Annotated in this window: 13 protein-coding genes; 12 read left to right on the top strand and 1 reads right to left on the bottom strand. The window is 37.9% G+C overall.

All coding sequences use genetic code 11. The annotated features are described in order from the left end of the window. Positions 1 to 106: 106 nt before the first annotated feature. From CVT17_RS06925 to CVT17_RS06910, 4 genes are all read left to right on the top strand, one after another. On the top strand, positions 107 to 1,438 hold the full coding sequence (locus CVT17_RS06925) for an aminotransferase class V-fold PLP-dependent enzyme (protein WP_107858500.1): 1,332 nt from the start codon (positions 107 to 109) through the stop codon (positions 1,436 to 1,438). Then, positions 1,435 to 2,181 (top strand): hydroxymethylpyrimidine/phosphomethylpyrimidine kinase, encoded by a 747-nt coding sequence (locus CVT17_RS06920; protein ID WP_107770715.1) that lies wholly within the window; start codon positions 1,435 to 1,437, stop codon positions 2,179 to 2,181. The genes CVT17_RS06925 and CVT17_RS06920 overlap by 4 nt, the downstream gene beginning before the upstream one ends. Continuing rightward, positions 2,174 to 2,779: a thiamine phosphate synthase gene (gene thiE, locus CVT17_RS06915; RefSeq protein ID WP_107770716.1), complete on the top strand. Its 606-nt coding sequence runs from the start codon at positions 2,174 to 2,176 to the stop codon at positions 2,777 to 2,779. The genes CVT17_RS06920 and thiE overlap by 8 nt, the downstream gene beginning before the upstream one ends. A 70-nt stretch (positions 2,780 to 2,849) precedes the next feature. Next, positions 2,850 to 4,127, top strand: coding sequence for an aminotransferase class V-fold PLP-dependent enzyme (locus CVT17_RS06910; RefSeq protein ID WP_107770717.1), 1,278 nt, complete (start codon positions 2,850 to 2,852; stop codon positions 4,125 to 4,127). 37 nt (positions 4,128 to 4,164) lie between these two features. Here the strand turns inward: CVT17_RS06910 and CVT17_RS06905 are convergent, their stop codons facing one another. After that, positions 4,165 to 5,271 carry an FtsW/RodA/SpoVE family cell cycle protein gene (locus CVT17_RS06905; RefSeq protein ID WP_087577608.1) on the bottom strand — a complete coding sequence of 369 codons (1,107 nt, stop codon included), beginning with the start codon at positions 5,269 to 5,271 and terminating at the stop codon, positions 4,165 to 4,167. A 52-nt stretch (positions 5,272 to 5,323) separates the two neighbouring features. Between CVT17_RS06905 and CVT17_RS06900 the strand changes: the two genes are divergently transcribed. The 8 genes from CVT17_RS06900 to pyrH all read left to right on the top strand — a co-directional run bounded on the left by CVT17_RS06900 (position 5,324) and on the right by pyrH (position 12,085). Beyond that, positions 5,324 to 6,295, top strand: coding sequence for an RluA family pseudouridine synthase (locus CVT17_RS06900; RefSeq protein ID WP_107770718.1), 972 nt, complete (start codon positions 5,324 to 5,326; stop codon positions 6,293 to 6,295). Beyond that, positions 6,228 to 6,902 (top strand): fibronectin type III domain-containing protein, encoded by a 675-nt coding sequence (locus CVT17_RS06895; RefSeq protein WP_167496279.1) that lies wholly within the window; start codon positions 6,228 to 6,230, stop codon positions 6,900 to 6,902. Before CVT17_RS06900 ends, CVT17_RS06895 begins: the two co-directional genes overlap by 68 nt. 106 nt (positions 6,903 to 7,008) lie before the next feature. After that, positions 7,009 to 7,434, top strand: coding sequence for a hypothetical protein (locus CVT17_RS06890; RefSeq protein WP_223154479.1), 426 nt, complete (start codon positions 7,009 to 7,011; stop codon positions 7,432 to 7,434). Continuing rightward, positions 7,434 to 8,621 (top strand): tRNA (guanosine(46)-N7)-methyltransferase TrmB, encoded by a 1,188-nt coding sequence (trmB, locus tag CVT17_RS06885; protein WP_107770719.1) that lies wholly within the window; start codon positions 7,434 to 7,436, stop codon positions 8,619 to 8,621. Before CVT17_RS06890 ends, trmB begins: the two co-directional genes overlap by 1 nt. Continuing rightward, positions 8,605 to 9,276 (top strand): cell division ATP-binding protein FtsE, encoded by a 672-nt coding sequence (locus CVT17_RS06880; protein ID WP_021091805.1) that lies wholly within the window; start codon positions 8,605 to 8,607, stop codon positions 9,274 to 9,276. The genes trmB and CVT17_RS06880 overlap by 17 nt, the downstream gene beginning before the upstream one ends. Then, positions 9,263 to 10,078, top strand: coding sequence for an FtsX-like permease family protein (locus CVT17_RS06875; RefSeq protein WP_107858499.1), 816 nt, complete (start codon positions 9,263 to 9,265; stop codon positions 10,076 to 10,078). The genes CVT17_RS06880 and CVT17_RS06875 overlap by 14 nt, the downstream gene beginning before the upstream one ends. Then, positions 10,075 to 11,295: a murein hydrolase activator EnvC family protein gene (locus tag CVT17_RS06870; protein ID WP_107858498.1), complete on the top strand. Its 1,221-nt coding sequence runs from the start codon at positions 10,075 to 10,077 to the stop codon at positions 11,293 to 11,295. The genes CVT17_RS06875 and CVT17_RS06870 overlap by 4 nt, the downstream gene beginning before the upstream one ends. Before the next feature lie 73 nt (positions 11,296 to 11,368). After that, positions 11,369 to 12,085: a UMP kinase gene (gene pyrH, locus CVT17_RS06865; protein ID WP_107858497.1), complete on the top strand. Its 717-nt coding sequence runs from the start codon at positions 11,369 to 11,371 to the stop codon at positions 12,083 to 12,085. Positions 12,086 to 12,087: the final 2 nt, after the last annotated feature.

Here is a 12,087-nt window from a genome sequence, read left to right as displayed (position 1 = left end):
TCAAATGTTGATTTTAAAGCTTTTATATCGGCTCCTTTATTTGGGCATTGTAGTATATTTTAGCTAAAGTAATCTATAATGCTACGCAAAAAACAAGGGTTGTGATTTGGTAAATTTAGAGCATATTAGAGAAAATATAATTTTAAAAAATGGCATTTATTATTTTGATTTTACAGCTTCAGGGCTAGCTTATAAACCTATCGAAGATGAGATGGCAAAAATACTTCAAACATATGCAAATACGCACTCTATCAGCTCATCAAACGCCTATAAAACCGCTCAAATTTATGAAGATTCAAGACGTGAATTAAAAAGCTTACTAGGACTTGATGATAGTTTTTATCTTTTTGCTTGTGGCAATGGAGCTACCGGTGCGATAAAGAAATTTCAAGAAATTTTAGGAATTTATGCACCGCCAGCACTTAAAAAAAGATATGCCCTAAAGCCAGATGAAAATTCTCCACTTGTAGTGCTTGGCCCTTATGAGCATCATTCAAATGAGATAAGCTTTAGGCAAGCACTTTGTGAGGTTGAGCGTATCAGGCTTGATAAAAATGGAGGGATCGACTTTAACCATTTGGAGCAAATTTTAAGGATAAATGTCGGTCGTGAGATCATTGCAACTTTTAGTGTGGCTTCAAATGTGACTGGAATTTTGAGCGACTACCGCAAAATTTACACTCTTATAAAATCTTATGGTGGCATTGTGGCATTTGATGCTGCAAGTTTTAGCGCTTATGGAAATATTGATTGTGACTATTTTGATGCTCTTTTTTTATCTCCTCATAAATTGCTTGGTGGAGTTGGAAGTTGTGGGCTTCTTGCTATAAAAAAGATACTTGCAAACTCAGATGAGCCGACATTTGCTGGTGGTGGAACGGTAAGTTATGTCAGCAAAAACTACGCTATATTTGTAAAAGATAGTGAGCAGCTAGAAGAGGCTGGCACTCCGCCTATTTTAGGACTTATAAGGGCAAATTTGGCTTATAGGCTAAGAAATGAGATAGGATTTGGGACAATATATGAAAACGAGAGCGAGCTTGGAGAGTATTTTGAGAAAAGACTAGCAGAAATTCCTGAGCTTACGTGCTATCATACAAATAACATAAAGCGTTTGCCGATATTTTCTTTTAATGTGACTGGTGTTTCGCCTTATGAACTAGCTAAAGTTTTAAGCAAAGAATATGGCATTCAAACGCGTGCAGGATGTTCTTGTGCTGGGCCATATGGACATGATTTGCTTCACTTAAAAGAAGATGCACTATTTACCCATAAGCCAGGCTGGGTAAGGGCTGGACTCCACTATACGCATACGCTACAAGACGTGGATTATTTAGTAGATGCATTAAAAAATAGCATTAAGAAGTATTCAAGTATTTGGAAGGTCGATGATCCTTTTAGTGTTGATAAAATTTCAGGTTGCAAGGGAGATAGATGAAAAATATATTAATCATTGCAGGAAGTGATAGTGTTGGTGGCGCTGGCGTACAGGCTGATATTAAGACATGCGAGGCATTTTCTTGCTACGCAGCGACGGCTATCACGGCTCTTACGGCACAAAATACAAATGGCGTTAGCAATATCTTTGCTACAAATGTTACAAATCTAAATGAGCAGATCAAAATGGTAGACGAGGAGCTAAACATAGATGCCATAAAGGTTGGTATGCTTTTTAATAAAGAGCTTATATCTTGCGTTGGTGCTTGGCTTGAAAAATTTTATAAGCAAGGCATTAAAATAGTAATAGATCCAGTTTGCGTAGCAAAATCAGGCTCAAAGCTTCTTGAGGATGATGCGATAGCAAGCTTAAAAGAGCTTTTTAAATTTGCAGACATTATCACGCCAAATATCGATGAAGCCAAAGTTTTGGAACTTGATAGCAAAAATTTACCTTGCGATATGATCTTAAAGCGAAGCACGGTTGCAGAAATTTGTGAAGATACTCTTTTTAAAAAAAATGGTGACGTGCTTAAATTTAAAGAGCCACTAATAAAACCAGAGATCATGCACGGAGCTGGATGTAGCTTTGCAAGTGCGCTGGCCTGCTTGCTAGCAAATGGACACACAAAAGAAGAGGCCATAAAACTAGCCAAAAAATACATTTTAAATGCTATTAAAAATGCAATTACGACAAAATTTGGCAAACGTCTACTAAATCATAAAGTTGGCATAAGTGATTGAAATTTACGCGATTAGCGACGATGTATTGATGCCTGAAAATTTAGCCTTGCAATACACTAAAGAAATTTTAGAGTGTGGGGTGAAATTTTTTCAATTTCGCTCTAAAAAAATACCTAAAAATGAGAGACTGGCTAGTGAAATTTTAAATTTATGTGAGAAATTTGGGGCTAGATTTATCGTAAATGACGATGTTTTATTTGCATCTCGTATAGGGGCGAAGTCTGTGCATTTGGGAAAAGATGATGCGAGCATAAAAGAGGCGTTTGAAATTTTAGGAGATGACGCTTACGTGGGGGTTAGCTGCTATGATAGCTTGGAGCTTGCTACTAAGGCAAAACAAAATGGTGCTAGCTATGTGGCTTTTGGAGCGATGTTTAAAAGTCCAACAAAACCAAATGCGCCACTTTGCAAGGCTCAAACTGTATCACAAGCAAAAGAAATGGGAATGAATGTATGTGTCATAGGAGGCATAAATTCTAGTAACATTGCAAGCGTCGCTAGAGTAAAGCCAGACATGATCGCCTTAATATCCGCTATCTATAAAGATGGCACAATAAAGAAAAATATAGAAAATTTACAAAGAAATTTATTGCTTTAAAAGATGCTTATTTTGCAAGCTTTTTTATGAAAATTTAATTATAATCCCTGCTTTAAATAAAAGGAAAACATTGCTAAATATCGATGAAGTAAGAAAAAATATCATTTTAAAAGAAGGCCTTTACTATTTTGATTACACGGCTTCAGGTCTTGCTTATAAGCCCATTGAAGATGAAATTTTAAAATTTTTAAAAACCTACGCAAACACTCACTCAGATAGTAGTTCAAGCGCGGTGTTAACGCAAAAATGCTATGAAAATGCAAGAGCTGAGTTAAAAAGCTTATTGGGCCTTGACGATAGTTTTTATCTTATCGCGACTGGTCAAGGAGCAACGGCTGCGATAAAGAAATTTCAGGAAATAATGGGAATTTATATCTCACCAGCTACAAGAGCTTTGATCGGTGAAGCAAATTTAAGAAAATTAAACTTGCCATTAGCGATCATTGGCCCTTATGAGCATCACTCCGTTGAAGTTAGCTTAAGAGAAGGGCTTTGTGATATAAAACGCATAGAGCTTGATGAAAACAATGAGATAGATTATGCGATGCTTGAGAATACATTAAAGCAAAATGCAAAAAGAAAGATAATAGCTAGCTTTAGTGCTGCTTCAAACGTTACTGGCGTTAAAACTGATTATAAAAAAATTTACTCGCTAATTAAAAAATATGATGGCATTTTGGCACTTGATGCAGCCACTCTTAGTGCTTATGAAAATGTTGATTGCAGATATTTTGACGCACTGTTTCTCTCGCCTCACAAGCTGCTTGGTGGAGTTGGGAGTTGTGGGCTTTTGGCTATCAAAAAAGAGCTTTGTAAAAATTTGCCTACATTTGCAGCTGGAGGCACAGTCAAGTACGTAAGCAGGACATCGCATGTTTTTACTAATGAAGTTGAAAATTTAGAAGAGGGCGGCACGCCACCGATAATGCAGCTAATCCGTGCAAATTTAGCCTATAAACTAAGAAACGAAATCGGACTTAATAATATAAAAGTAGCTGAATGTGAGCTAGGTGAGATGTTTTGCAAAGAGCTAGAAAAGATAGATGAGGTGATAAATTATTGCCCTGAAAATTTAGACAGATTACCTATTTTTGCATTTAACGTAAAAGGCATTTCGCCTTATGATTTTGCTGCTAGTTTAAGTAGTGATTTTGGTATACAAACGCGTGCAGGCTGTGATTGCGCTGGGCCGTATGGACATGATTTGCTTAATTTAAAAGATAATACCATTTTTGAAGCAAAACCTGGCTGGGTACGTGTTAGCATTCACTATATGCATACAAAAGAGGATATAAAATATCTTATAAATGCTATAAATTCTTGCATCAAAAAGCACAAAGAAGGATAGAGCAAAAACTATATGCTTGATATTTGCGGAGAAAAATTTAGAAGTGAATTTTTATAAAGCTATAAGTTCTATCAAATCTAAAAGTTAGCAAATTTTGCAAAATTCCAAAAAGCACCATAAATGTAACAAAGCTGCTTCCGCCGTAACTAAAAAATGGCAGTGGTACGCCCACAACTGGTGCAAAACCGATCGTCATCGAGACATTTACACCCACATAAACGAAGATTAGTGCAGCAATCCCCGTGGTGGTAACTTGTGTAAAATAGTCGTTTTTTAGACCGTAATTTAAACTTAAAAGATGTGTTATAAGTGCCCCATAAAGTCCAAGCAAAAATAATCCACCATAAAAGCCAAAACGCTCGATATTGTAGGCAAAGATAAAGTCACTAGTGGCGATTGGCAAAAATTTAAAGTGCGTCTGCGTTGCTTCGTCCTTTGGCTTGCCCTTTAATCCGCCGCTACCTATGGCGATGATGCTTTGTTTGACGTGATAGCTTGGCTCTTCAGCGATGAAATCGTGAATTCTCTTTTTTTGATAGTCATGTAAATTTTCATACAAAACCGGCGCCAAAAAGCCTATCGCAAGGATGATAGTGATCCAAATTTTCTTATTTACGCCGATTACAAAAAGGATGGTGTAGCCAACTATTAAGAGTATTAGCGCAGTGCCAAGATCAGGCTCTTTCATGATGAGCACAAATGGTAAAAGTATATAAAAACTAAGTCTTAAAAAATCTTTTACTCCGTATCCATTAGCCTCTGGAGGACGCTGTTTAATGAGATAGGCTAACATCAGCAAAAATGCTGGCTTCATGAGCTCTGAGGGCTGAAGCGTGAAATGAACGAAGGGAATTTCTAGCCAGCGCCTAGCTCCTAGTTTGCTAACGCCAAAGAGATCGACACTTAAAAGTAGCACGATACAGACCCAGTAAAACATCGGAATGATCCAGTCGATACGTCTAATGGGCAGTAAAAATGCTACACAAAACGATGCAAAACCTATACCAAAATACACAAGCTGTTTGTTTGCTAAAATGTCGTTTGCTTCGGAAACTAGGATGTATGAAATTATGATAATTGGGATTATTAAAAACGGCTGAATAAAATCAAAATGTGTTAAAATACGCCGATCTAGTTTTATCAAGAAGCAAACCTTAATTTTTGGGCTAGATTATATCACAAACAAGGCTTTGATTTTGGTTAAATTTAATGTTTTAAACAGCTCAAGACTCGACGTAGCAGTAGCACATGAGCTTCAAATTTCACGCAATCAAGCTTTAAATTTGATAAAAGACTCTCTTGTGAGCGTAAATTTAAAACCAATCTCAAAACCAAGCTTTTTGTTAAGTGAAAACGATGAAATTTGTGTAAATTTCGCCCCAAAAAAAGAGGTACAAAACGAATACGAAGTAAATTTTGATATCCCTATTATCTACGAAGATGACGATCTCATAGTGCTAAATAAACCACCACAAATCGTTGTTCACCAAGCTCCAAGTGTAAAAGAGGCGACACTTGTTGAATGGCTAAATAAAAAAGGATTTATGCTCTCAAATTTAAATGGCGATGTAAGAGCTGGCATCGTCCACCGACTAGATAAGGGCACGAGTGGCGCTATCGTCGTTGCTAAAAATAACTTCGCTCACGCAAAACTTAGCGAGCAGCTAAGCGATAAGAGCATGGGACGAATTTATCTAGCGCTCACCGACCTGCCATTAAAAGAGGATGTCATCATAGAAAAGCCAATCGGCAGAAATCCAAACAACCGCCTAAAAAAAGCGATCGTTGCGGACGCTAAATTTGCAAAAAGTGCCTTTGTAAATTTACTAAGCGAAAATGGCATAAATTTAATAGCAGCAAAACTTTTCACAGGCAGGACTCATCAGATAAGAGTGCACCTATCTAGCATAAACCGCCATATTTTAGGCGATGATTTATACGGATTTAAGAGCCAAGGCGATAAAATAAGCAGGGTTATGCTTCACGCTTATATGCTTTATTTTATCCATCCAAGAACTGGCAAAAGGGTAGAATTTACCGCAAAAACGTATGATGACTTTAACCAGATAATTTACAAAAAAATTCCCAAGGAGATTTTTGATGAAAAAATTTGCCCTACGCATATTGACACCATTTTTAGCAGCTTTCTTAGCGGGATGCGGCTCTAGCGTACCGACTCAGCAAAGTATGTCACTGCCTACGATTACAAGTTTAAAAACTATTTCAGATATGACAGAAGTTGGCTTCGAGTGGAATCCAGTGACCGATGAGAGCGTCGTTGGCTACTATCTTTACCGCTCAAATCCAAATGACGCAAACTCAAAAATGCAGCTAGTTGCAGACATCAAAGACCGCTTTGCTACGCACTATGTGGACCGCAATCTAGCTCCAGAGACAACTTACTCATACCAAATGAGAACCTACTCAAGTAACGCCATCTCTCAACCGGGCACGATCGCAACAGCAACTACAAAGCCACTGCTTGACTCAGTACCGTTTTCGCAAGCTATTACAGGGCTTCCAGGACGTGTAAAAGTGATCTGGAGACCGCATCCTGATAGCACCGTGGCAAGCTATATTATTCAAAGAAGTGATGCAGGAGCTAATAAATTTAGCCAAATCGCAGAGGTAAATGGCAGACTAAATGCTGAATATATCGACACTGAGGTAAAGCCTGGTAAGTCTTATGAATATAGAATTTTAGTTAAAACTTCTTCAGGTGTTGTCTCAAAACCAAGCCAAAATATCAGTGCAACGACAAAGGAGTTACCCTAAATCAGTAACAAACCTTCAGGCAACAAAAAATGCACCAAAAAAGATAATTTTAACTTGGGATTACGCGCCGGCTGAGGATTTTGCTTATTTTAAGGTTTATAGGACAGTGAGTAAAATTTTGCCTTACACATATCTGGCAAAAACGACTAGCAACACCTATGAAGATCTCATAAATACAAATGCAGCTACGAGGTATTACAGAGTCACAGCAGTCGATAAAGACGGCCTTGAGAGCTTAAAACAAGAAGAGCCAATCGTGGGGATAACACTTGGTGCGCCAAAGACTCCAAATATTAGTGCTAGCTACGATGGTAGCGGAGTAAATGTAAATTGGAGTGTAGTTGATAGAGCTAGTTCGTACACTGTTTATAGAAGTGGCGCAAGTGAGAAAATTTTTAGTGGCATAGATGGTACTGGACTTAGAGATGATAGCGTACAAAAAGGAGCTAGCTATTCTTACAGCGTCGTAGCTATCGATGAGTACGGCATCGCCTCTGATAAGTCATCAAAAGCAGAAGTTAGCATAAAATAATGCCAAATTTCATTGCTTCGTCTTTAAAAGAGCTTTCATTTCCATTTGGTAATGACAAAGTCAAATTTCTTTGGCAGGCAAATGGCCGAAACGAGAGGCTCATCTACACAAAAAATGAAGAAGAGAGCTTTTTTCTAGTCGTAAAATCCGGTAAAAGCGGCATCGTCGTAAAGGGAGAAAAGCTTACAAAGCCTGCTAAAGTCGGTCTTTTACAAGAAGCACTTGAGCTTTTTAAAGAGCAAAGTTGTAACGACATCATCAGTCAAGCATTTGCCGTGAAAAAGACAAATTTGACCAAAAAAGTGAGTGAAATTTTAAGTCTTGAAGAGTTTGTGCCAGCTTTTTGCGAGCTAAAAGATAAATTTAAAGAGATTTTTATCGAGATCGGCTTTGGTTCTGGCAGGCACTTGCTTTATCAAGCTAAAAACAATCCAAATGCCCTAGTTATCGGAATAGAAGTCTATAAGCCAAGCATCGAGCAAGTAGCAAAGCTAGCTAGGGCAAATGGCCTAGAAAACGTACGTCTAATCAATACTGACGCAAGACTTTTACTCTCGCTTATTGGCTCAAATTTAGTTGATAGAGTATTTTTACACTTTCCAGTGCCGTGGGATAAAGCAGAGCATAGACGTGTGGTCTCATCGGCATTTGCGCTTGAGTGCGAGAGGATACTAAAAGTAGGCGGCAAATTTGAGCTAAGGACTGATAGCAAGGAGTATTGCGACTTTAGCTTGAGTAAATTTTTAGAGCCTACAAACTCAAAAATAGAAGCTTTCAAAAATAGAAATTTAGAAGTAACTAGTAAGTATGAAGATCGCTGGAGACGTCAAGATAAGGATATTTATGACGTCATTTATACTTGTGAGATTGAAAGTGGTGAGAGTGTTTTAGCTGGGGATTTTAGCTTTAAAGAAAAGACAAGCGTAAAAAATATTATTAAAAATTTTAAAAATTTTATCATCAAAAAAGAGGATTATTTTTTACATTTCGAAGAAATTTACACTATAAACGAAGATGAAATTTTGCTAAAAGTTGCTTTTGGAGCGTTTAATAAACCTGAGCAATGTTTTATCAAAATAAGCGATGAAAAAAGCGAATATTTTATAAAAAAACCGATCTTAATTCGTGAGAATTTAGCTGCACACAAGCTTTTGAAGGAGTATTTGGCTGATGCAAGAGATAATTAGTGCAAGAAATTTGAGCCTAGCTTATGAACGCGATGAAATTGTAATTAATAGCGTCAATTTAGATATTTATGCAAATGATTTTGTTTTTATAACAGGCAAGAGTGGAAGTGGAAAAAGTACGCTTTTAAAATCATTTTACGGAGAAATTTCACCTCTTGCTGGAGAGCTAAATGTCTGCATGACTCAAATGGACGACATCGATGATAAAAGACTTTGTGAGCTTAGGCAGCGAGTTGGCATTATATTTCAAAATTATCGCTTGATAAATGAATGGAATGTGGAAAGAAACGTCATGTTACCCCTCATCATCAAAGGCATCAATCAAAATGTGAGTAAAAAGCAAGTAGCAAAGCTTTTAAAACATGTAAATATGCTTCATAAAGCCGATAAATATCCTCGTGAGCTAAGCGGTGGTGAGCAGCAAAGAGTAGCGATGGCAAGGGCTCTAGCGCACAATCCAAATTTGCTCTTATGCGACGAGCCAACTGGAAATTTAGACGAATACTCGAGCGACGTCATCTGGTCGCTTTTAAAATCAGCTAGGGAATTTTTAGGCACAAGCGTCGTTGTGGTGACTCATCACATTCCCTCAACGCTTCGTATCCCATACCGTCACTTCGTCATAGAAAATGGAGGCGTGCATGAGATCGCTTAAAAATCATCTTGGATTCATCCTGCCGCTAATCGCTCTTTTGTTCTCCGTGCAGTTTAGCCTAACTGCCGATAAGATTGTGAGAGATTATGAAAGACTCATGGGAAATGACTACAACATCGTGGTTGTCTCAAACAAAGAGCTAAGCGAACCAGTGCTAAAGCCAGTGGTTAGCACTCTAGCAAGTGTAGAGCCACTAAGCCCGCAAAAGATAATAGATCGCCTATCAAACGACATCTCGGCTAAAAATTTATCCATCCTTCAAAATGCACTGCCAAAATTTTACTCACTAAAACTTAGCGAATTTCCGACACCGCAGTACATGGATGATCTAAAGCAAAAACTTTTAAAATTTGATGGCATCACAAAGGTCGAGACATTTTCAAAGACCCATGACAAGGTCTTTAAAATGCTAAATTTAGCCAAAAGTATATCGTATGCTTTTATGGCGATACTTTGTGTGGTTGGACTCATGCTCATGCTTAAGCAGGCTAAAATTTGGCTATTTGAGCATAGAGAGCGCATCGAGATCATGACGCTTTTTGGAGCACCATTTTGGCTAAAATCAGCCATGCTCTATAAATCAGCCATGGTTGATAGCATAGTTGCGACCATCGTTGTTGGAGCATTTTTCTTTTTCTTGCCTAGTATTGAAATTTTTAGAGAAAATGCCGTAAGCATCGATGTGGTTTTGCCTAGCCTTGATCCTTCAAGGGATGTTTTTATTTTATTTGGCGTGGCTATGTTTTTAAGCATTTTTGCCGTTAGTTTAGTGATGAGTAAGGCTAGAAAAAGCACGATATGAGAAAAGGAATTTTTATATTTTTGCTAGCTTTTAGCTTAGCTTTTGCGTCAAATACCAAAGAGAAGATCAAAGACTCCAAAAACTCGCTAAGATCGAGTCAGGCGATGAGCGAGCAGCTTAGTAAAAAGTTAGATGATTTGGCTGGTGATATTGTAAATGGCGAGAAAAAACTTCGTGGTATAAGTGGCGATATCACAAATTTAAAGGATCAAATTTCAGTCCTTGAAACAAATGCTTCAAAATCCCTTATCGAGCTTGATGATCTAACTAAGCAAAACAAAGAGCTAGAACGCACTCAAAAGGAGCTTGAGCAAAACATGATAAGGATCATCGCAGAAGATTTATCGTTTGATCTTTTGATGTCTGCAACCGAGGGCAAGCAAAGCGAGGAGAGTATCATCTCATCTCAAATTTTAACCAAACTAAATGCCATTGCAAAAGAGGATTTTAAAAGACTTAGTCAAAACTATGAAGATACAATCGAAAAGATAAAAAGTAAATCAAATAAGATAAATGAGATAAACTCAAGCATCAAAAACTATAGACGCAAGCAAAGTGACTTGCAAAATTTAGAAAGTACGCAAAAAAATACTATAAACGGACTAAAACGAGATAAAGAAATTTATAGCAAAAAGCTAGCCAAGCTTCAAGCCCAGCAAGATGAGCTAAGAAAGACGCTAGAGCAGCTCGCTATCATGCAAAAACAAGAAGATGAAGCCGCACGTGCTGCTAGAGAAAAACAAGAAAAAGTAGCTGCAAGCAAAGGTGGTAAAAAAGGCGAAAAAAGCCAGCCAATGAGTGGAGGCTATCAAACAAGCTCGGTCAAAAAATATTCAGGTGCAAAGACAATCGCTCCTCTTGATAGCTACACCGTAAAGCAAAAATTTGGAAATTACGTAGATCCAATATATAACATAAAAATTTTTAACGAGTCAGTCACGCTTCGCTCAACCACACCAGATGCCAAGGTCAAAAGCGTGCTAAATGGCAAAGTGGTCTTTGCAAAAGCAACTCCGATGCTTGAAAATGTTGTCATTATAGAAAACGAAAATGGCATCCACACGATCTATGCTCACCTAAGCCAGATCGCACCGACTGTAAAAGTCGGCTCAGTTGTGCAAAAAGGCTACGTTATAGGCCGAGTTAGAAATGATCTAACCTTTGAAGTGACGCAAAGAAACTACCACATTGATCCACTTGAGATGATCTCAAAATAGCCGCCTTGCAAGTGCTATTAACTAAATTTAAAGCCTTTTTGGCTAAAATGCGTGAATTTTAAGGAGCAAGACAATGAGTAAAAGAAAACGCGTATTGGTTAAATTTTCAGGCGAAGCTTTAGCGGGAGAGAATGGTTTTGGCATAGATACGGCGGTGCTTAAATTTATAGCAAATGAGATAAAAGAGCTTGTCGAAAATGGTATCGAGGTTGGCATCGTGATAGGTGGTGGCAACATTATACGCGGTGTGAGTGCCGCAAAAGATGGTATCATTAAACGAACGAGTGGCGATCACATGGGCATGCTAGCAACTGTAATAAACTCAATCGCGATGCGTGAAGCTTTAGAGCGAAGCGGGCTAGAGGTAAGAGTGCAAAGCGCGATCAAGATGGAGGCGATCTGTGAGACTTTCATCGTTGGACGTGCGCAGCGCCATTTGGAAAAAGGCAAAGTTGTCATCTTTGCTGCAGGTACCGGCAATCCTTTCTTTACAACTGATACAGCAGCAACTTTAAGAGCTATTGAGATCGGCTCAGATATGATCATAAAAGCGACAAAAGTTGATGGCGTTTATGATAAAGACCCTAAAAAATTCAAAGATGCAAAACTTCTAAAATCACTAAACTACGAAAAGGCGATGAGTGATGATATCAAGGTTATGGACGATACTGCCATAGCTTTAGCAAAAGATAACTCACTGCCGATTTTGGTTTGTAATATGTTTAAGGCTGGAAATTTATTAAAAATAATAAATGAAGAAGAAGCAGCCCTATACTCAGTAGTAAAATAAAT

Source organism: Campylobacter concisus (assembly GCF_003048775.2).
Classification (GTDB): domain Bacteria; phylum Campylobacterota; class Campylobacteria; order Campylobacterales; family Campylobacteraceae; genus Campylobacter_A; species Campylobacter_A concisus_I.
Note: the sequence above shows the minus strand (reverse complement) of the source record. Positions and strands in the feature narration are given on the sequence as shown.